At 68.6% G+C, this 18688-nt stretch carries 22 protein-coding genes and 2 pseudogenes; 12 read left to right on the forward strand and 12 right to left on the reverse strand.

Features of this window, described 5'->3' with window-relative positions; all coding sequences use genetic code 11:
• On the reverse strand, positions 1-778 hold a 778-nt coding region (locus tag ACTWPW_RS47835), incomplete at its 3' end, for an MFS transporter (RefSeq protein ID WP_443172701.1).
• Positions 779-803: 25 nt separating this feature from the next.
• Positions 804-1484 (reverse strand): NAD(P)H:quinone oxidoreductase, encoded by a 681-nt coding sequence (wrbA, locus tag ACTWPW_RS47840; protein ID WP_375119186.1) that lies wholly within the window; start codon positions 1482-1484, stop codon positions 804-806.
• A 78-nt stretch (positions 1485-1562) separates the two neighbouring features.
• Here wrbA and ACTWPW_RS47845 point away from each other — a divergent pair, with 78 nt between their 5' ends.
• Both ACTWPW_RS47845 and ACTWPW_RS47850 read left to right on the forward strand, forming a co-directional pair.
• Positions 1563-2519 carry a nitroreductase/quinone reductase family protein gene (locus ACTWPW_RS47845; protein ID WP_443172702.1) on the forward strand — a complete coding sequence of 319 codons (957 nt, stop codon included), beginning with the start codon at positions 1563-1565 and terminating at the stop codon, positions 2517-2519.
• Between the two features lie 40 nt (positions 2520-2559).
• A complete protein-coding gene (locus ACTWPW_RS47850) occupies positions 2560-3495 on the forward strand; it encodes a winged helix-turn-helix domain-containing protein (protein ID WP_443172703.1) in 936 nt (311 codons plus the stop codon).
• A gap of 174 nt (positions 3496-3669) precedes the next feature.
• Here ACTWPW_RS47850 and ACTWPW_RS47855 read toward each other — a convergent pair whose 3' ends face one another.
• Complete coding sequence (locus ACTWPW_RS47855) at positions 3670-4251, reverse strand: TetR/AcrR family transcriptional regulator (protein ID WP_443172704.1); 582 nt, start codon at positions 4249-4251, stop codon at positions 3670-3672.
• Between the two features lie 147 nt (positions 4252-4398).
• Here ACTWPW_RS47855 and ACTWPW_RS47860 point away from each other — a divergent pair, with 147 nt between their 5' ends.
• Positions 4399-5154: an ABC transporter ATP-binding protein gene (locus tag ACTWPW_RS47860; protein ID WP_443172705.1), complete on the forward strand. Its 756-nt coding sequence runs from the start codon at positions 4399-4401 to the stop codon at positions 5152-5154.
• On the forward strand, positions 5151-6761 hold the full coding sequence (locus tag ACTWPW_RS47865; protein ID WP_443172706.1) for a hypothetical protein: 1611 nt from the start codon (positions 5151-5153) through the stop codon (positions 6759-6761). The genes ACTWPW_RS47860 and ACTWPW_RS47865 overlap by 4 nt, the downstream gene beginning before the upstream one ends.
• 7 nt (positions 6762-6768) lie before the next feature.
• Here the strand turns inward: ACTWPW_RS47865 and ACTWPW_RS47870 are convergent, their stop codons facing one another.
• From ACTWPW_RS47870 to ACTWPW_RS47885, 4 genes are all read right to left on the reverse strand, one after another.
• A complete protein-coding gene (locus ACTWPW_RS47870; RefSeq protein WP_443172731.1) occupies positions 6769-7395 on the reverse strand; it encodes a DUF6262 family protein in 627 nt (208 codons plus the stop codon).
• The gene (locus ACTWPW_RS47875; RefSeq protein WP_443172734.1) at positions 7340-7594 is read right to left on the reverse strand and encodes a hypothetical protein; all 255 of its coding nucleotides are present in this window, start codon (positions 7592-7594) and stop codon (positions 7340-7342) included. The genes ACTWPW_RS47870 and ACTWPW_RS47875 overlap by 56 nt, the downstream gene beginning before the upstream one ends.
• 350 nt (positions 7595-7944) lie before the next feature.
• The gene (locus ACTWPW_RS47880) at positions 7945-8157 is read right to left on the reverse strand and encodes a hypothetical protein (protein WP_443172707.1); all 213 of its coding nucleotides are present in this window, start codon (positions 8155-8157) and stop codon (positions 7945-7947) included.
• Positions 8147-8899 carry an alpha/beta hydrolase gene (locus tag ACTWPW_RS47885; protein ID WP_375117214.1) on the reverse strand — a complete coding sequence of 251 codons (753 nt, stop codon included), beginning with the start codon at positions 8897-8899 and terminating at the stop codon, positions 8147-8149. Before ACTWPW_RS47885 ends, ACTWPW_RS47880 begins: the two co-directional genes overlap by 11 nt.
• A gap of 453 nt (positions 8900-9352) precedes the next feature.
• Between ACTWPW_RS47885 and ACTWPW_RS47890 the strand changes: the two are divergent.
• The 6 genes and pseudogenes from ACTWPW_RS47890 (at position 9353) to ACTWPW_RS47915 (ending at position 13692) form a co-directional block, all read left to right on the forward strand.
• Positions 9353-10106: pseudogene (locus ACTWPW_RS47890) on the forward strand (IS5 family transposase).
• Positions 10107-10191: 85 nt separating this feature from the next.
• Positions 10192-10749, forward strand: a complete 558-nt coding sequence (locus ACTWPW_RS47895) for a hypothetical protein (RefSeq protein WP_443172708.1) — start codon at positions 10192-10194, stop codon at positions 10747-10749.
• Positions 10746-11981, forward strand: coding sequence for a retropepsin-like aspartic protease (locus ACTWPW_RS47900; protein WP_443172709.1), 1236 nt, complete (start codon positions 10746-10748; stop codon positions 11979-11981). Before ACTWPW_RS47895 ends, ACTWPW_RS47900 begins: the two co-directional genes overlap by 4 nt.
• A gap of 69 nt (positions 11982-12050) precedes the next feature.
• Positions 12051-12623, forward strand: coding sequence for an MmyB family transcriptional regulator (locus ACTWPW_RS47905; RefSeq protein WP_443172732.1), 573 nt, complete (start codon positions 12051-12053; stop codon positions 12621-12623).
• Between the two features lie 47 nt (positions 12624-12670).
• Complete coding sequence (locus ACTWPW_RS47910; RefSeq protein WP_443172710.1) at positions 12671-13159, forward strand: recombinase family protein; 489 nt, start codon at positions 12671-12673, stop codon at positions 13157-13159.
• Positions 13156-13692 carry a barstar family protein gene (locus tag ACTWPW_RS47915; protein ID WP_443172711.1) on the forward strand — a complete coding sequence of 179 codons (537 nt, stop codon included), beginning with the start codon at positions 13156-13158 and terminating at the stop codon, positions 13690-13692. Before ACTWPW_RS47910 ends, ACTWPW_RS47915 begins: the two co-directional genes overlap by 4 nt.
• 143 nt (positions 13693-13835) lie before the next feature.
• Here the strand turns inward: ACTWPW_RS47915 and ACTWPW_RS47920 are convergent, their stop codons facing one another.
• Positions 13836-14048, reverse strand: a complete 213-nt coding sequence (locus ACTWPW_RS47920) for a hypothetical protein (RefSeq protein WP_375117208.1) — start codon at positions 14046-14048, stop codon at positions 13836-13838.
• A 435-nt stretch (positions 14049-14483) separates the two neighbouring features.
• Here ACTWPW_RS47920 and ACTWPW_RS47925 point away from each other — a divergent pair, with 435 nt between their 5' ends.
• The gene (locus tag ACTWPW_RS47925) at positions 14484-15674 is read left to right on the forward strand and encodes a hypothetical protein (protein WP_443172712.1); all 1191 of its coding nucleotides are present in this window, start codon (positions 14484-14486) and stop codon (positions 15672-15674) included.
• A 64-nt stretch (positions 15675-15738) separates the two neighbouring features.
• Here ACTWPW_RS47925 and ACTWPW_RS47930 read toward each other — a convergent pair.
• From ACTWPW_RS47930 to ACTWPW_RS47945, 4 genes and pseudogenes are all read right to left on the reverse strand, one after another.
• Positions 15739-15828: pseudogene (locus tag ACTWPW_RS47930) on the reverse strand (hypothetical protein); the annotation flags it as partial.
• 58 nt (positions 15829-15886) lie between these two features.
• Positions 15887-16177, reverse strand: a complete 291-nt coding sequence (locus tag ACTWPW_RS47935) for a hypothetical protein (protein ID WP_443172713.1) — start codon at positions 16175-16177, stop codon at positions 15887-15889.
• 94 nt (positions 16178-16271) lie between these two features.
• Complete coding sequence (locus tag ACTWPW_RS47940) at positions 16272-16940, reverse strand: hypothetical protein (RefSeq protein WP_443172714.1); 669 nt, start codon at positions 16938-16940, stop codon at positions 16272-16274.
• 365 nt (positions 16941-17305) lie between these two features.
• Positions 17306-17890, reverse strand: coding sequence for a DinB family protein (locus tag ACTWPW_RS47945; protein WP_443172715.1), 585 nt, complete (start codon positions 17888-17890; stop codon positions 17306-17308).
• A gap of 457 nt (positions 17891-18347) precedes the next feature.
• Here ACTWPW_RS47945 and ACTWPW_RS47950 point away from each other — a divergent pair, with 457 nt between their 5' ends.
• Positions 18348-18656: a hypothetical protein gene (locus tag ACTWPW_RS47950; RefSeq protein WP_443172716.1), complete on the forward strand. Its 309-nt coding sequence runs from the start codon at positions 18348-18350 to the stop codon at positions 18654-18656.
• Positions 18657-18688 lie beyond the last annotated feature (32 nt).

An 18688-nucleotide genomic window follows, 5' to 3' on the forward strand; every position in this document is an offset into this window, starting at 1 on the left:
CGAAGCGCGCCTCCACCATAGTGAAGGCGACGAGCAGGAGCAGGCCCGCCACTACTGGCCCGATGACCAGCCCGGACGACCAGCCGTGATCGGCGCTCTGCATGACCCCGTAGATCACCGCGGCCAGCCCCGCCGTCCCCGTGACCGCGCCCGCGAGGTCGAGCGATTCCCGCCGGCTGCTTCGCGTGCCGGCCAGCGACATCATGGCCGCGACGATCAGCACCGCGCCGATGGGCACGTTGATGAGGAAGACCCACCGCCACGACAGGCCAGTGGTGATGGCGCCGCCCGCGATCGCGCCGGCCAGCCCGCCCACACCGCCCGCGGCGGACCATGCACCGAACGCCTTGGCACGCGCGTTCGGCTCGGTGAAGGAGGTGTTGATCACGGCCAGCGTCGCCGGGGCCATCATGGCGGCTCCCATGCCCTGCGCGAGGCGGGCCGCCACCAGGACCTCCGGAGCGGTTGCCAGGCCGCCGACCAGACTCGAGGCGGAGAACAACAACAGCCCGGCGGCCAGCATCCGGCGCGGGCCGTACAGGTCGGCGGCGCGGCCGCCCAGCAGCATCAAGCCGGCGAAGGTGAGCAGGTAGCCGTTCACCACCCAGGCCAGGCCGGTGGGTGTAAAGCCGAGGTCCTCGCGGACCGAGGGCAGGGCCACGTTCACGATGGACGAATCCAGGATCACCATGAACTGGCAGGCGCACGCTAACGCCAGAACCAACCAGGCGGGCCCGGTGTGCGGCGTGGCCCGCTGCGTCTCGATGCTGGTTGTCATGACTTCCTCCCGGCCAACCTGCCGCTCACGCGGTCCGGGAGGCCGTAGCGGCCAGGGCTTCGCGGGCGTTCCCGTCGTCCGCGGCGGCATCGGTGACGCGCCCGCTTCCCAGCAGCCGGATTGTGATCTGGGCCAACCGCTGCCCCTGGTACCTGGCCGCTTCCAGCACTGCGGTGTCCGGGCCTTCTCCGGTCGGGCCGGTCACATGCGACGTGCCGTAGGGGTTGCCACCGGCGGCGTACACGGCCGGATCGGTGAATCCGGGCGGGACGATCAGCGCCCCCCAGTGGTAGAAGACGTTGCCCAGCGACAAGATCGTGGCCTCGCTGCCGCCGTGCCGGTTGAAAGCCGAGGTGAAGGCCGTCACCGGTTTGTCGGCCAGTTTCCCTTCCTGCCACAGCCCGCCGGTCTGGTCGATGAAGTGCTTGAGCTGCGCGGCTGGCGCGCCGAACCGGGTCGGCGTCCCGAACGCGAACGCGTCGGCCCACGCCAGGTCCTCAATCGAGGCCTGGGCGATCGACGTGGTGGCGTCGGTGTGCCGCCGCCACTGCGGGTTCTGGTCGATCGCGCTGTCGGGTGCCAGCTCGGCGACCCGCCGCAGCCGCACCTCGGCCCCGGCCGAGGCGGCGCCCTCGGCGACGGCCTGCGCGAGCGCGTGCACGCTGCCTGTCGCGCTGTAGTAGATGACGGAGACCTTCACGGTCATGTCCGGCTCCTCGATGTCGAGTAAGATTGGTTATCCGCATAATAGTTATTCGCGTAACTAATCTGTCAAGGAGAGTCCATGGACTTCGAGCAAGCCGACGCCCTCAACCAGGCCATCCGCCTGTTGAGTCTGCGCCACCGGGCCAGGGCCGCGGCGCTGCTGGCCCCGCTCGGCCTGCACCCCGGACAGGAGGCGCTTTTGCTCGAGCTCGCCCGGACCGGCCCGATGATCCAGGCCCAGCTCAGCGAGGCGCTCGGTTGCGAGCCGCCCAGCGTCACGCTCATGACCCGCAAGCTCGAAGCCACCGGCCACATCCGCCGCACACCCGCCCCCTCCGACAAGCGCGCCAGCATCGTCGAACTCACCGACAGCGGCAAAGCTCTAGCCGACCAGGTCAAGCAGCTATGGTGCGCTCTGGCGGAGGAGACCGTGGCCGGCCTGCCCGCCGAAACGGTGGCCGAACTCCCCGGCATCCTCACAACCTTGACCGGCAACGTGGATACCAGGCGCCCCCGCCAACCACACGGCCGCCGGCACGATCCAGTCGCGCAATCGCGACGGGCCGGGCACGTTGATCAGGACATGGCGTTGACTGGCGATTACGAACCGAGCGCGTCGGGGTGGGTCCGCGAGCACGTCGAGCAGATCGTGCGCACCGGCACAACCGACGGCGTCACGATCAGTGGCCTGCCCACCGTGCTGATGACCTACCGGGGCGCCAAGAGCGGCAAGGTTCGCAAGACGCCGCTGATGCGTGTCGAGCACGAGGGGTACTACGCGGCTGTCGCGTCCAAGGGTGGCGCGCCGACCAACCCGCAGTGGTACGCCAGCCTGGTCGCCGAGCCGGTCATCGAGCTTCAGGACGGCGCGGTGATCCGGGAGTACCGGGCGCGCGAGGTGTTCGGGGACGAGAAGGCCCTCTGGTGGCGCCGGGCGGTGGACGCGTACCCGGACTATGCCGACTACCAGCGCAAGACCGACCGACAGATCCCGATCTTCGTGCTCGAACCGGTCAGCGGGGGCACCAGCCGGTGACGGCACCGAGGGCTAGTGTCATGCGCCTGTAATTTCACACTTGAATATCAGACTGGTTTTTGGTGGTCGGCGGATTGATCTTGGTGAGGTAGTCAGCGAGGCTTTTGAGGATTTCGTCGGCCGTTGTCGTTTTCCGGAGCCGCCTGCACGAATGTTCCAAGTCCTGTGCACAGCCGTCCTCGTATCACGCTGGGACATCGCGTTGGGTGACGACCGGAGCATGCGGTACGGGCAAAGAGGTGGATGCACGCCCGCTGAGCAGGAACGGCGGGAGCGTGTGCGGCTGCAGGCGGCCGAGTGGTTCGAGGCCGGAGAGTCGACCAGGCAGTGGGCGCGGCTGGACGCCGAGCTCCGGCGCGGGCCGCCGGCCTGGGGCTATGTGGAGGACCAGTGCTGGACGCTGGACCGGGTCAAGACGCTGATCGGGCGGCTGTTCCACATCGGCTACACCATCGAGGGCGTGGGCAAGCTGCTCCATCGCCACGGCTGGTCGGTACAGATGCCGGCCCGGCGCGCCCTGGAGCGGGACGAGGAGGCCATCGCGCTGTGGAAGGCCGAGGTGTGGCCCGCGGTAAAAGCACCGCGGCGGACCTGGGCGCCGGTCGGCGCCCGGCCGGTGGTGACGGTCCGCGGCAGAGGCTCCAGCCGCATCAACATGGCCGGCGTCGTCTGCTACCGCGACAGCGAGCGACCGCACCTGTTCTATCGCCTGCACATCTACCACGGTCGCAAGGGCGAGCCCAAGACGTTCTCCTGGATGGACTACCGGGACCTGATCGTGGCCGTTCACCAGCATCTGGGCGCACCGCCGGTGTGGTGCTGGGACAACCTGAACGTGCACCTGGCCGGCCAACTCGCCGACTGGCTGCGCATCGTCCAACTCCCCAGCCGACGCCCCCGAACTCAATCCCACCGAGGGCGTCTGGTCACTACTCCGCCGGGCCTTAGCCAACTTCGCCGTCACCGACCTCCATGACCGACTCTATGAATTCAACTTGTGTATCGGCTTGCGGGACGTTTGCGCCCGCTCACGTTGGCTCGGGACTCCCCGGGCTACGGCGGGTTGCCACTCCGGGGTTCGGCGGCTTGCGATAAGAGGGCGGTTGCACAGCAGAAACTCGGCTACGCGCGGCAGGAGCGTCTTTCCAGTTCAATGCCTCGGGCTCATGCCGGCGAAGAGGGCCTGGAGGACGCGATCGACGTAATCATGGGTCATGGGCTCCTGAGTGATCAGGAGCCGGAAGTACAGAGGTCCGGACAGGATCGCCATGGCCAGGTCGAGGTCGAAGTCGGGCGAAAGCTGCCCCTGGTCTTGGGCCGTCTTGAGACGGGTAATGGTCTTGTCGGTCTGTGGGCGGATGAAGCGTTCGTTGAAGCCGGCGGCGACCGCGGGGTCGTGCTGAACCTCGGCCACCAGTGCCTGGTAGAGCGGGCCCCAGGGTGGATTGGCCAGCAGGTCCACCGCCGCGTAGATCTGCCGGCGCAGGTCGGCCAGGACGTCGCCGGTGTCGGGATAGTCGAGGACGGGCTCGTTCAGCGACAGCAGCGAGTCGAGAAACAGCAGACCCTTTGAGGGCCAGCGGCGGTAGATCGTGTGCTTGCCCGCGCCGGCGCGGGCCGCGACCGCCTCGATGCTGAGCTTGGCATAGCCGGTCTCCTGAGCCAGGGCAAGCGTGGCCTGCATGATCGCTTTGGTGCGTGTGGCGGCTCGATCGTGGTGGCTGATGGTCACGACATCATCTTATCGGCACGGCACGTACCGTGTTGACAGGTTTGCCGATAGCCGCCCAAAATGACCGCGTCCGCTCTCGGCACGGCGCGTGCCGTTCCAGTGCTTGCGACGAAGAACCCGCTCACTCAACGTTCAGGAAAGAAGGCCGTGCCCGATTTCTCCGTCCCCGCCATCGAGGTGGCGGACCTCACCCAGCGATTCGGATCCGTGCTTGCCGTCGATCGGCTCAGCCTGAGCGTTCCGCCGGGGATGTTCTATGGCATCGTCGGCCCGAACGGGGCCGGCAAGACCACCACCTTGACGGCCGTGTGCGGGCTACGAGAGCCGACATCTGGGACGATCAAGGTCGCCGGCCATGACCTGCGAACCGACCGGGAGGCCGCGCTCGCCCAGCTGGGCGTCATGATGGACGGGTTGTCCCTGCCCGAGCGGCTGACCGCCACCGAGGTCCTGCGTTACAGCGCCGGGCTGCGCGGCCTGGACGACGGCTGGCAGGCACGCGCGAGTGACCTGCTGGAGATCCTCCGGCTGGACGCGGTCCCGCGCACGCTGATCGTGGAGTACTCCACCGGCATGCGCAAGAAGATCAATCTCGCGCTGGCGCTGCTGCACCGGCCCCGCGTCCTGGTGCTGGACGAACCGTTCGAAGCCATCGACCCGGTCTCGGCCCACTCCATCGAGCAGGTGCTCAAGCAGTACGTCGACGCCGGCGGCACCGTGGTCCTGTCGAGCCACATCATGGACTTCGTCGAACGCAACTGCCGCCGGGTGGCGGTGGTGGCCGGTGGACGGGTGCTGGTCGAAGGGCCGGTGGAGGAGGTGGCCGCGGGCTCGACGCTGAACGAGCGGTTCATCGAGCTGGTGGGCGCCGACCCGGTGCGTCCGCTGGAGTGGCTGCGATGACGGGCACCCTGGTCGCGCTCAAGCTGCGCCTGTTCCGTAACGGCCCGCACAACGAGCGCGCCTTCAGTCTGGTCACGGGCTTGGTCCTGGCCGCCCTGGTGATCGCGGGCTCGACGCTGGCTCCCCGCATGATCCACGAGGGCTGGATCGCGGTGGCGCTCACTGTGTGGGGTGGCATGTGGGTGTTCGGACCTCTGGCCCAGCCTCGCCACGATCCATCGGTCATCTCACGCGAGTGGTTACGCGGCTATCCGCTGCGGTCGTGGCGGCTGGCGCGGGCGCTGTCGTGGACCGAACTGCTGGGCGTCGGCCCGCTGATCACGCTGGTGAGCCTGTCGTCCCTGGTGGTACTGGCCGCACCGGGCGGCCCCGCGGCAGTGGCGATCGCGGCCGGGGCGGTGGTGGCCCAGCTGTACGTGCTCATCTGGGCGGGCAAGACGGTGGCGGCGCTGGCAGCCTGGCTGCTGCAGACCCGGGCCGGGATGACCATGGCAGCCACACAAACCGCGATCATGCTCGCTTTGTCGTTCGCCGGATGGGTTCCGATCGCCGCGTGGCTGCTGCCGCGTCTCGGCGAGGGGGACACCGCGCTCGTCACGCCCACCCTCGGGCACCTGCCCGCGCCGGTGATCGACGTGCTCGCCGCTCTGCCCACCGGCTGGGGCTACGGCGCGGCACTCGCCGCCCGCGACGGCGCCGGTTTGGGCGCGGCCATGCTGCCGTTGGCCGCCCTGCTGGCCGCGGGAGCCCTGCTGCAGCTGGGCTGGATCGCGCTGACGGCTCGCGCCCTGCGCCGGCCATCTCGCCGAGCGGCACCGCGACGGCCGGCCATACCAGGACGTGCACTACCGTTGCCCTTCACCACCCCGCAGGTGTCGGCGGTCGTCTGGCGAGAGCTGGCCACCTGGCTGCGCGACCCGGCGCGCGGCGTGGAGCTGCGCAGCGCCTGGTTGACCCCGCTGCTGATGGCGCTCATCATCGCGCTCACCGGCTGGAGCTGGGCGGTGCCCTTGGCGGGTCCCGCGGCGGCGGTGTTCGGCGCGATGGTCGCCATCAACACCTACGCCCTGGACGGCACGGCCCTGTGGCAGCTTCTCACCACACCGGGCGCTCTCAGAGCCGACGTGCGCGGGCGGATGGCGGCCTGGGCGTTGCTGTTCGGCGTCCCGTCCATTGTGCTGGCGGCCGCGTTGTGGGCCGCGACCGGCTCACCCTTGGGAGCAGCCGCCGTTGGCGGCGCCATCGCCGCGGCCGCGACTGCCTGCGCCCTGGCACCCCTGCTCGCGCTCCTGATGCCGGCCGTGGGCACCGACGCTCGCGATCGCATCTACCCGGGCCAGCAGGCGGGCGATCCGACCGGCGGACAGATGACGATCTTCCCTGTGGTCCTGCCGGCTGCTGTCCTGCCCGGTGTCATCGGCGCGGTCTCCGGCGGCTCGGGATGGGTGACCGCCCTGTCCGCCATCCTTTTGGCCGGCGCCGTCCTGTACGCCACCCCCGTGCTCACCGTACGTCGGCTCCATCAGCATGGCGCTGGTCTCCTGGATGCGATGGCCTCCCGCGATGCCGCCGTTGTCCGCTCATCCGCCCACAAGGCAAAGCACTAGCGGTGTTTCACGGGCGAGCATTATCTTGAGCCGCTGATTGTTGCGGGGCCCCTGACCAGGGCGGCCTCGTTGGAGACGATGTCCGCAACGAGGCCGTAGGCGGTCTGAGGAGCGTTGGTCGGCAGGGGCCGATCGTTACCGAAGAGCGGCTCGCGGGAGCCGGTGCGGGAGCGGACTTGTCCGGTTCGCGTTCATCGGCCAGTCGGAGGCGGCCGAGCGCTTCGGCGAGTTGTCGGCGGAGCCTGGAGTTCTCCTCGGCGAGCTGGCGGTTGCGGCTGTTGGCGGTTTCGAGGCGGCGTTGCAGGGACGTCTCACTGCTGCGTTGACGAGCCGGCACGGGTTGACGAGCCGGCACGGACGGCTCTGTGGTGTGCCGGGCTGTAGTGCGGAGCCTGTCGGTCTCGGCTCGGATGTCGGGCTGGGTGTAGAGCCAGGAGCGGGAGACCGAAGCCTGCTGGGCGACGGTTCGGAAGGTGACCGGGGCGCCGGTGCGATCGAGCTCACGCAGCGCCTGGATGGCCTTGGAACGGGTGAGCTCGTGCCGCTGTTTGGCTGCGATGATCAGGTAGTGGGTGTTGTCAGCCAGCATCGGACACCTCGTTCGCGGCGGGCTCGTCGTCCTTCTGGAGGGCATCGATGATGCGGTCGAGATTGTCCAGGACCACGGGGGAACGCCGCCGCCGTTTGAGGCGACGATCGTGGCCGGTCCGCGCTGCGCGCCGCGGAAGGTCAGCCGTCCTGACCAGGGCTGCTTCTGACCGCCCGCCGGAATGCCGCTGATCACTCCAAGGGGACTCGGCCTGCAGCAGCGCCACCCGGATGCTCTCGTCCACGCCGGTGATGCGGCCGCCCCCCTTGAGGGGCGAGCGTACGGTCGAGCCGTACCGGGGATGGTGATGCTCAGCTCGGAGCCGCTGGCGCCCACGACCTCCCACGGCGCGTCGACGCCGTGGGCGATGCGCACCAGGTGCACGACCGAGGCGTCAGTGGGCGGGGGGCTCTCTTCACTGAGGAAGCCGACCGTCACCCACGCCTCGTCGCCGGAGATCTGGCCGACCACGACCTGGTCGATCTGCTCCAAGCCCAGGTAGCCGCTGGTGAAGGCGACGGACATGGTGGGGGCGTCTGTCCCCAGGTCGGCTGGATCTCGCCAACGGGCGGACGTACCTGGGTGGAAGGCTCGTTATGCCACCTCGGCCAGCATGGTGAAATCGAGCTCGGACAGGTCGGGATCGAAGTCGTCGAGACGCAGGCGCAGCACGTCGGTGGCATAGAGCCCGAACCGGCTGATGTGCGCGGTCAGAGAAGGCGACAGCAGCGCGATATCGGCAGTTATCCTGGGTGGCGGCTTGCTCGGCTTGTGCCATCCGTCGGCGCCGGTGGTGTCAGAAGCCACTGCCGGCGCTACCCAGGTGCCGAGCGAAGAATCGGATCGAGCTGTCGATTTCGAAAGATGGAACTCGAAAGTGGCTGCCGGGGTTGGCGTGCAGGGTTTTCTCGGCGGAGCCGAGTGCGTCGTACAGCTTCATGACTGAGTCCCGCGGATTGCCTTCATCGTCCCACTGCAGCACGAACTCGACCGGGATCGTGATCCGCGCCGCAGTTTCGGTGAGCCAGTCGCTTCCTGTGAGGCCGAGGACGGCGGCTGTGATCCGAGGTTCGGCCGCGACGAGGCGGATACCCATCTCACCGGCCTGGGACAGGCCGTAGTACCCGACGGGCCGGCTGTCGCCGACGGAATCCAGCTTCTGCAGCGCGTCCAGGGTGGTCTGCCAATCGGGTATGAGCTGCGCCGCCACGGTTTCGTTGAGGGCGGGCCACGCCGGGCCGAAGGGCTCGCCCGCGGCCTCCCGTTCCTGGATGAGCGCGACCAGCCGCCGAATCTCCGGGTGCTCCGGCCTGTCGCCGGTACCTGGCGCGTCGATCGCGGCGACCGCGAAGCCGCAGGAGGTGACGTACGGGAAGGCCCGGGAGACGACCTCCCATCCCTTCTTGTGCTGGCCGCCGCCATGCCCGATCAGGACCAGTGGGCGGGGACCGGAGCCCTCGGCGGGCGTCCAGAGCACCCCAGGGATGTCTCCAATGGTGAAGAGCTGTTCGCGGATGCCGTCAGTGAACGTTTCCGAGGTGATGCGCATGGCGGTATTACATCGGCATTCCCGCTGACGCGGCGAGTCAATTATCGGCTTATCTCGTGCTCGGAAGTTCGCTGGTCGGAGCAAGCGCCGCCCACGCCCAGGAGTCCAACCCCGTTTGCAGACAGGCGTTGACCGGCACACCCCGATGTCATTTGCCCGTCCCTGCGGATATCGGGGATCGGACGATCGACTTCATCCAATGGACGAGGGAAAGTGAGTTGCCGGTATCGCAGTCGAAGAGGGTGAGCTTGAGAGGCTTGCCCGGGCACGTGAATCGCGTAGTCCCCATGCTCTGCTCGACGTCGTCGGTGAAGCCGATCGTCAACCCGATCACGAACGTCTGCTCGGGTGAGCAACTCGGGGACTACTGCTGGATCTTGCTACAGGTGTGGCTCTCGACATCGGTGAGGGTATCGAAAGGATCTCGCCCGATGGGCGCTCGTCCAGCCCGTCCTGACCGCCTGGCGCGCCGAACGCCGCGCCGGCGCCCGGGACATCGGCCGCCCGCCCGAACACGACCTGCGCACCATCTGCAACGCCATCCTCTACCTCAACCGCACCGGCATCCTCTGGCGCTATCTGCCACACGAGTACCCGCCCTGGCAGACCGTCTACGCCTACTTCCCGCGACTGGCAGCAAGACGGCATCTTCGAGACCGGCCTGCTCCGCCGCTCCGTGCGCACCGAGGCAGGGCGTGACGCCGAGCCCACCGCCGGCGTGATCGACGCCCAAAGCGTCAAGACCTCCACCAACGTCCCGGCCACCAGTCAGGGCTACGACGCCGGCAAGAAGATCGCCGGACGCAAGCGCAGCATCGTCACCGACACCCTCGGCCTCCTGGTGGCGGTACTCGTCACCGCCGCCGGCGTGTCCGACAGCGCCGCCGGATTACCTCTCCTGGCCACAGTCGCCGCAGCTCAGCCCACCTCCACCAAGGCCTGGGCCGACAGCGCCTACCGCACCACCGTCATCGACGGCTCCGCCGAGGCGGGCATCGACGTCGAAGTCGTCACCCGCAACCCTGCCACCAGGGGCTTCACCCCGCTGCCCCGCCGCTGGGTAGCGGAGCGCACCCTCGGCTGGCTCATGCTGGACCGCCGACTGGCCCGGGACTACGAAGCCCGATCCGACCACTCCGAAGCCATGATCCACGTCGCGATGATCGACCTCATGAGCCGCCCACTTAAGAGGCGAAGACAGTCATAGGAACTCAGGGATCATTGCCTGACAGCTCCCGGGCGTTATAGTTCAGTTATTCCGGAAATACGGAACAACGAGAGCTAGTGTGCCCATGGGACTGCTCGAAGAACGGATCGCGGAGCTTGAGCGCCGGGTCGCCCTCCTGGAGGAAGCGCCCGCCCGCCGGCCACCGCCCGCGGACGCCCCGCCGCGCCCCATCGCCGACGCGCCGCTCGACCTGCTCGATCTGATCCGGTCCAGGGCCGGAGGGGAGGCCCGCCCAGGCACGGTCATGTACGGCGGCGCGGTGACCTTCGAGGACCGCGACTACATGTGGGCGATGGAGCACACGGCCGGCGAGGTGGCGGACGCGCACTGGGCCCGGGCCGCGACCCTGCTCGAACGCCTCGGCAGCGGGCCGCGTCTGGCCCTGCTCGCCGTCCTCCTCAAGGAGCCGCGGACGCGCAGGGAGCTGCAGGAGGCACTCGGCGAGACGTCGACCGGGCACCTGTACCACCACCTCAAGGACCTGCAGAGCGCGGGCCTGCTCATCCAGCCGCGGCGCGGCGAGTACGCGATCGCGCCCCATGCCGTCGTGCCGCTGATGACGATCGTCGCCGTCGCCATGGATCTCGGCGCCGCCGAGTCACCCCAGGAGGACCTCGAATGAGAAGCCCTCTGGGTGGATTACTGCACGCCCCTTCACGGCCGGCGTGGCGAGCCTGGTCGAAGGGCGATGTGGAGGGCTGCCAGCGCTACGCCGAGACCCTGTCCGGCCCTTCCCGGGATCACCTGCTCTTCCTGTGCCACTGCGTGAAGCAGTCCTACGAGAAGGCGTTGTCCCACTACGACGCCCTCGCCGCGGGCGGCCGCGCGCCGAGGGCGCTGGACGAGCCGGTCGTCGAGGCCTGGCTGCACCTGGGCCGTCCCGATCGGGCCGTCGAGCACGTACGGCGGCGCCATGACGCCCGGCCGCGGGCCGTCGAGCAGGCGCTGCGCGTGCTCGACCCGAGGTTGACCCGCCCGCTGGGGGTGCGGCTCGACGGCGCCACCGTGCTTCCGTTCGCCGACCACGAGCTCGCGCCGTACCTTCCGGCCGTGACGGCGACCATCGACGGCGTCGACGTACTGGCGCATCTCGACACCGGCGGCACGTTCGTCGTCATGGGACCACGACGCGCCGCGGAGGCAGGCGTGGTGACCACCCCGGGCGGCACCGGCTCTCACGGGCTGCAGCGCGCCGAGCAACGTCACGGCACCATCGCCGAGCTGCGCCTGGGCGCCGCGTCGCTGACCAACGTGCCGGTCAAGGTGCTTTCCACCCTCGTCGGCCCCCAGGACCTGGTGATCATCGGCACCAACGTCCTGGAACAGTTCCTGTCCACCGTCGACCACCCCCGCAACCGCCTCATCCTCTCCCCGAGACGCCACCCCGACGCCGCCACCGAGCACTCCCGCCTCCTCGCGGACAGCCCCGTGACGGCGGAGTTCGGCTTCTACCTCTGGGCAGATCACTTCATGTTCGCGCGTGGTGGCTTCGGCCCACGCGACGACCTCACCTTCTTCATCGACTCGGGCCTGGTCTACGTGGACGACGCCGTGGCGCCGCCACGTCAGGCCTGCCTGCTGACCACGCCCCGCCACTACCGCGCCTGGGGCGTCCCGCGCCACCTGACCGGCCGCCCGCACTTCGACAGCCCCGAGCCGGTGTCACTCGGCCCGCTCACCCGGCGGGACCCGCTCGTGGCCGTCGCGAGGTCCCGGACGACGCCGTGGCAGTCCTTCGGCGGCGTACGCGTCGACGGCCTGCTGTCGCACGGCTTCCTCAAGGCGTACGCATGGACGCTGGACTTCGACAGGGGACGGTACGTGTTCCGATCGGCTCCCGGCGCGGGCGAATAGGCGAAACCGACAAGTCACCCCGCAGGCCCGGACGAGGACGACGCGGCCGCCCGCGCCTCGGTCGGCACGCTGCGCGCCGCACAAGCCCGTTACCCTGATGACCCCGACCTGATCCGGATGATCGCGGAACCACGCCGTGGCAGCCGGCGATTCGACGAGCTCTGGCGGGAGGGGCGCTCCTCCCCCTGGCGCGCCGCGACCAAGAGCATCAGGCATCCCAGCCTGGGCACACTCTCGCTCGACTGCGACATCATGCTGCTCCCGGACGGTAACCAGACCGTTCTCGTGTACTCCGCCGAGGCGGGCTCCCCCGAAGCGACGGCCCTCGACATGCTGCGGGGTGATCGGGCTCCAGCAGGTGTGAGGCAGACGGTTCCGCCGAACGGTTCACCGCCTGGATCGTCCTGCACGAGGAATTCATCGTCTCTCCTGCGGCTGGTGAGCTCCACCACACCTGCGCCGGACTGTTCCACAGCAGCGAAGGACGCCTGGGAGACACCCCATAGACGCGGCCCCACCCGGCGGCCGGCGCGATCGGCGCGGCACTGGCTCCGTACGCGGCGGCGATCACCTCCACCGGACACCCGGGTGCGCCGCCGCGGGGATCAACGAAGCGCACCTCTCCACGTCTCACATGGGTGATCCGCGAAACCGTCCGGTGACAGAGGGCTGAACGGTACGGTTGGCGGGTGGGAGAACTCATCGGCCACGCCAGATGCTCAACCGTTGCCCAAGACCTCACCTCCCAGCGCGAGATCCTCGCCTCCCTCGGCGTCGCCGAGGACCGGATCTACCTCGACAAGGACCTGACCGGAACCGACCGAGCCCTGGCGGCTGTACGCTCCGGCGGCACCCTTGTCACCCATGGAGTCCGCCTCTCCCAGGGCGGCAGCATCTACGATCCCGCCGACCCGATGTCGAAGATGTTCTTCAACATGCTGGCCGTCTTCGCCGAGTTCGAAGCCGACCTGCCGAGGATGCGCACTCGCGAAGGCATGTCCATCGCCCGCTCTCGCAGCCGGCTCGAAGGCCCGGCACCCGAGCTGACCACGCGCCAGCAGGCCGAGCTCGTCCGGATGCACTCCAGCGGCGAATTGATGGAGGTGTTCGCCGTCGGTCGCGCCACCGTCTACCGCGTCCCCGATCGCGTCGCCACCGCCGCCGCGGAAGGAGCATGAGCGCCTTCGACCCGGACAGCGAACTGTCCGGTGACGTCGCCTTCCGCCTGATGGCCGCTTCCTTCGTCCGGCTGTTCTGGCGACATGCCGTGCTGGATCAGGCCATCGACTGGCTGCTCGCCCATGGCTACCAGGTCGTCCGTCTGGACGCCTCCGCGTGGACCCGTGAGGAAGATCTCCACACGGCGATCGCGCAGGCGCTGGAGTTCCCGGACTACTACGGCAGAAATCCCGCCGCCCTCAATGACTGCCTGAGCGATGTCACCACGTTCGAGTATGGCGCCCGCCGAGACGCGACAGGCCTCGTCATAGTGTTCACCGGGTACGACAAGTTCGCCGCATACTGCCCAGACGTTGCCCAGCTCAGCCTGGACATCATCGCCACCCAGGCGCGCACCGCGGCGCTGTTCGGCCACCGGATGTGCTGCCTGGTTCAAACCGACGATCCTGACGCCAGGTTCGACCCGGTAGGCGCGATGCCCGTTCTCTGGAACGACGCCGAGTGGCTCGATTCCAATCGGCACCCCGGCTGAGTCATCCTGGCGCCAGTTGCGCAGAGGACTTGTGACAACCGTGCAGAGAAGGCGCGGCCGGTCCCGTGGGCGCTTTCTCGCCGCCGGCGGGATCGCGCGACATACCGAAGGCATACCGGCGGTCTCTAGCCTTGCTGGAGCTGTCACCGGCCTGGTCGGCTGCCAGCGGCGGTCCAGAAGTCGATCACGTTGAGGAGCCATCTCGTGAAGTTCAAGAGCCTGCCCAAGGCGTTTGGTACGGCCGCGGTCAGCGCGCTCATCACGGCCGCCTGAGTCGTCGCCAACCGCAGCGCGGCGGCCGCGGAGAGTTGCAACGTCGACGCGCCCACCAAGGCCACCGACGTGCGCACCTTCAAGGAGTGCACTCGCGCCGCTGAGTCCTGATGCGCTACCTCTAGGACCTCTGGGCAGGTGCTTCGCAACGCTCGAAGGTCTCGCGGCCGGGGATGTTGTTGAGAACCGTGTGGGGGCGTCGACCAGGCGCCGCAGCGGGTCGACCGGGGTGCGCCGAGCGCGATGTCGGTGGCGATCTGCGGGGTCAGGTAGCGGCGCCGTACGTTGCGGATGTCGTCCTCGTTGTGAGCATGGCCACCGGCGAACGACCACGGCCCGGATCCCGGTGTCGGTGCCGTATCCGTAGCTGGCGAGCGCAGGGCCGACCAGCCGCACCTGGAAGATCAGCGAGGTCGTGAACCCACGGCCCAGGCCACCTGGCCTCAGTCGTCGATTCCTCTGTCGCGCGGTCAGCCGTCGTACGCCAGCCAAGACCTTCGTCTCCTCAAGGAGTTGCGATGCGAACTGCCCTCACCCTCCTGCTCGCGACCACCCTGGCCGGCTGCGCCGCCACTCCCCCGGCGGCCCCCACGCCCACCGCGGCGGCCGTAAGCCCGGCCCCCGCTACCGTCGCCGCCGACCGGCTACGTCCCATCACCGGGGCCCAGGTCTGCGCCGCCGTCCCCAAGTCGCTCCGGGTGTCCCTGCTCCCCGAAGACATGTTCACTGACGATTTGAACTGGAGCAACAATGTCGCGACTCCCACCGTGGCCTGGTGGAGGTGCAACTGGCACCCCGGAGCCCCTCGTTCGCTGAGCGTCGTCGTCGAGGCGTACGGCACGGTCAGCCAGACCGCGACCGAGCACGCCAAGCAGTTGTTCGACAAGCGCAAGGCGGACGCCGCGAAACAGGCCGAAACGCCGGACTGGAGGGCATACACCCCACCCATGACAGCGGATCACGGCGACGCCGCGTACAGCCGGACGGTGACCGAGAACGGTAAGTCCGGCTCTCACGACGTCGAAATGGTCATCCGGCAGGGGCCCTGGCTGATCACGATCACCTACCGAGGTGAAGAGCGTGACGGCGAATTACCCGCCGAAGCCGAGCTTCGCCGCGGCGCGGACCAGATCGCCGAAGTCTTCACCGCGGAAATGGCCAAGGACCCGAGCACCGTTGCCCCTGATGACAGCGGACCGTGCCGGGCCATCTCCGCTACCGACGTCACCTCGGCCTTCTTCCCCTCCGTCACGGAAGTGGGGGGCAACGGCGATGCTGACCAGACTGCCTGCACCTGGCAAATCCGCGACGGGGTCGTGCAGCCAGGCGGCCACTGCGGCAGCGGAATGATCCAAGTTGGGGACATCGCCCTTCGCTGCGGCCAACTGCGCATCCACGTCAGCGACGCCAGGCGCCTCTACCGACGGGATCTCAAGGCCGAGTTCGACTTCGAGGCCGGGATCTACGCCAAGGATGTGCCCATCAAGCGCCTCACGGGCCTCGGGGACAGGGCGTTCGCCGTCGCCGACCAGGTCCGTGTCCTGGCCGGCAACCGCCTCATCACGCTCACCTACGACGGCACGAACGTCGGCGGCGGCCCCCGCGACGCCCCCGGCTATCAGAAACCGGACCTCGACGAAGCCGCCCTCCGTAAGTCCCTCATCCGGACTGCCCGGAGCTTCGTGTCCGGCTTGTCCGCCCACGACTGAGGTATGAGCCCTATGTGCGCGAGGGGCGCTTTGCCGTACCCGGCGCTCGTGACGATCTTGTCGTCTACGGCCTCGGGTCGCTCTCGCTGGCGACATGGACGACGCTCGGCGCGTCCTCGGGCAGGTCGGCCAGGGCTACCCGGAGCCGCCCGGCCGTCCAGGCCCGCTCTCACCCCCTCGGCGACCAGGAAATCGGCCAGCTGGGCAAGGCTTCACCGGGAGAACGGCAACCCGTGCCCGGCAGGACGAGACTTGGCGATCTTCTTGATCTCCACGCGCTGCGGGAGCGCGAACGTCGGCTTCCGGCCGCCCTTGTACTTGGGGTAGAGCGAGTCGAATCCATCGGCGTTGGCGATCTGCGTGGTGGCCATGCCCTGGGCCGACAGCAGCACCATCTGCGCCCGCCGCCAGGTCACCACCGAGCCAGTGCCCCGCCGCACAATCCGCAGCAGCCGCTGCCCCTCGTCGTCTTCGATCTCACGCACCCGCATCCGCTCGGCCATGCCCCGCAGTCTGCGGGCGAACCCGTCCCCAGAGCGTGATCCCCGCTCGGCGTGTCGAAGATCAAAAGAGGCCAAACCCAATCTGATGCGGCACTCAGTCGGCGCTGGGCTGCTGGAGCCACTGCGTGTGCAGATCCAGCAGGATACGGACAGCCTCGTCTGGATGGAGGTAGCTTGCCGCACAGTCGCCTTCGACGATCTGCTCGCGTGTCCAGCCGGCGGCGGGGTCATCGCCGCCGATGTCGAGTGAGCAGGTGTCCCAGCGGCACCGGTAGTAGAACCGATCCCCCGAGGGGAGGGCGCCTTCGAGCTGGATCGGCGCGGCAAACCCGGTGATTTCAATCTGCCAGCCCCGGGACCGCAGTTCGGGCAGCAGCCGCTGCCAGGCCGCGTCGGCTGCTTGAACGTCGGCCGGAGGATGCGGATCGCAGCTCGTGAGAATGAAACCCGCCGAGGTCAGCGCATCGATGATGCTCCCGGCCCGGCTGGTGGAATGGACGAGAACGCTCGTTGGCTCGCGCGGGATCGAATCGATCACCGCCTCTCGCTGCCCGGCGGGCAGGAGGGCGAACATGGCGCGCTGGGCGTCGGTATCCATGACGCCGATGGACTCTCCGCTTGGACCGCGGGCATGGAAGCTGATCCCGAATTGGTCGTGGTGCTTCTCCTCGAGCACAATGCCGAGCGCCGCCGCCAGCGTCTGCGCCGCGCCTCGGATCGGCTGCTCAGAGGTGAATGTCAGGCTCTGCCGCGACCAGTCCACAACCCGATCCTCACTCACCCCGCCCACAAGGCCAACAGAATTCTGGTGGGGCGGGTGAGCAGGTCGTGGCGCTGGGACATGCGGCAACGGCCTCGACGCGAGCTACACCGCGTCATCAACCGGGCAAACGCTGCCTGATGTGGCACCAGGGCTGGAGGACCCTTCCAATGATCTCTTCCTTCACGTAGGCCGAGTTGACGAACGCAGCCCGGACCCAAGAAGAACCGAGCGTGCGGAGGGCGCCTCAAGGTCGTTGAGGGCGCGTCGCAGCACTCCGACCTTTGGCGTTCAAGTGATCTTGCTGGTGGGGGGCGGAGGTGAATCGTGGCCCCGCCCTTGGCGGGGCCACAATGGCGCGATTGTGGTCAAGCCTTGATTGGTGTGGCCGCCCTGGCGGCCAGTTCGATCTTCGCGCAGTAGGCTGCGCGGGCTTCCTCGTCGATCGGCTTCTCGTGTTCGGCGCGCAACCCGGTCCGGCCGTCGAGGCCCTCGCGCAGGATATCGGCGTGACCGGCATGCCGGATGGTCTCGCCGAGGACATGGACCATGATGGCGAACAGGTTCGTGTCGGCATAAGGCTCCGGCCACCACGGCACGTGGCCAGGGGCGTCGAGGGGAAGCTCGTTGATCGTCGCGTCCGAGTGTTCCCACGTGCGCCGGTAGAACCCGATGATCTGATCGCGGGTCTCGTCCGCGGTCGCCCACAGATCGCTGCCGTCGGAGTCCTGCCACCGGGGCAGCGGTTCCGGGGAAGGGCGGTCGAAGACCTCGCCGAAGTACCTGGCCTCGACGCTGGCCACGTGTTTGACCAGGCCGAGGAGGTTGGTCCCGGTCGCTGTCAAAGGTCGGCGGGTGTCGTATTCGGACAAGCCGTCGAGTTTCCAGAGCAGCGCCTTGCGGTCCCGCCGCAGTCTCCCGTGCAGGTTGTCTTTCGCGAAATCGTCGATCATGGGTCACGATTGTGTCAGGCTGCGCCGGCGGGCTCAGGTTGCGAGCCTGCTCCCCGACCGTCCCCATGATCGCGTTCGCGGTCCCCGCGCTGCGATACCGCACCGCGGCGCCCGGTTTGCGTGATCGCGACGGCCTCGGCTCGTCGGCTGGAACCGTTCCAGGCGGTCGCCCCGGTTGGCCGCGATCACCCGGACGACCCGGACAGCCCGCCGCAGCCGATGACCGTTCGGGAGCTTGACTCCGGCGGCGATGTCGGCGTACTTGCAGTACCGCGCTGCCGTGAGGGCGTTCGGGCGATGCGTCCCTTGTCCTGCGGATGGTGATGGTGATGGTGGTTTCGGCGTGCCGTTCGGCGTTGTCGAGGAGGTTGCCCACGAGCCTGGCCAGAAGTAGCCGGTCGCTCGTTACGATCACGCCGGGCTCGGGCTCGGTGTCGATGGTGATCTGCTTGCTGGAATGACGTCTGGCCTGCTCGGCGGCGACCAGGTCGCCCGGATCGACTCGGTCCCGCTGTGCGGGGATTTCGGTGTCCAGTCTGGCGATGGTCAGCAGATCGGCGCAGATCCCGTGCATCCGGTCCAGATGTGCCAGCAGGGTGTCGCCCAGGGCGGAGACGGCCGGCTGATCGGGGTCGAGCATGGCGGTGATCGGGTTGCGCAGGTCGTGGGAGGCGTCGGAGGCGAAGCGGCGCTGCTGCTCGGCCGCGTTCTCCAACCGGCCCGCGTGTGGTTGATGCTCTCGGCGACGTCGTGGATCTCGTCGTGAGGGGCGGGAACCGGACCCTGCGGCTGAGGTTG

It is taken from the genome of Nonomuraea sp. KM90 (assembly GCF_052246675.1).
Taxonomy (GTDB): domain Bacteria; phylum Actinomycetota; class Actinomycetes; order Streptosporangiales; family Streptosporangiaceae; genus Nonomuraea.

Bases quoted from the DNA above. Each gene is read 5' to 3' on its own strand.
- wrbA (WP_375119186.1), bottom strand. From the start codon at position 1,484: ATGACCGTGAAGGTCTCCGTCATCTACTACAGCGCGACAGGCAGCGTG.
- ACTWPW_RS47845 (WP_443172702.1), top strand. From the start codon at position 1,563: ATGGACTTCGAGCAAGCCGACGCCCTCAACCAGGCCATCCGCCTGTTG.
- ACTWPW_RS47865 (WP_443172706.1), top strand. From the start codon at position 5,151: ATGACGGGCACCCTGGTCGCGCTCAAGCTGCGCCTGTTCCGTAACGGC.
- ACTWPW_RS47870 (WP_443172731.1), bottom strand. From the start codon at position 7,395: ATGCCCTCCAGAAGGACGACGAGCCCGCCGCGAACGAGGTGTCCGATG.
- ACTWPW_RS47885 (WP_375117214.1), bottom strand. From the start codon at position 8,899: ATGCGCATCACCTCGGAAACGTTCACTGACGGCATCCGCGAACAGCTC.
- ACTWPW_RS47895 (WP_443172708.1), top strand. From the start codon at position 10,192: ATGGGACTGCTCGAAGAACGGATCGCGGAGCTTGAGCGCCGGGTCGCC.
- ACTWPW_RS47900 (WP_443172709.1), top strand. From the start codon at position 10,746: ATGAGAAGCCCTCTGGGTGGATTACTGCACGCCCCTTCACGGCCGGCG.
- ACTWPW_RS47915 (WP_443172711.1), top strand. From the start codon at position 13,156: ATGAGCGCCTTCGACCCGGACAGCGAACTGTCCGGTGACGTCGCCTTC.
- ACTWPW_RS47925 (WP_443172712.1), top strand. From the start codon at position 14,484: ATGCGAACTGCCCTCACCCTCCTGCTCGCGACCACCCTGGCCGGCTGC.
- ACTWPW_RS47935 (WP_443172713.1), bottom strand. From the start codon at position 16,177: ATGGCCGAGCGGATGCGGGTGCGTGAGATCGAAGACGACGAGGGGCAG.
- ACTWPW_RS47945 (WP_443172715.1), bottom strand. From the start codon at position 17,890: ATGATCGACGATTTCGCGAAAGACAACCTGCACGGGAGACTGCGGCGG.
- ACTWPW_RS47950 (WP_443172716.1), top strand. From the start codon at position 18,348: ATGACGTCTGGCCTGCTCGGCGGCGACCAGGTCGCCCGGATCGACTCG.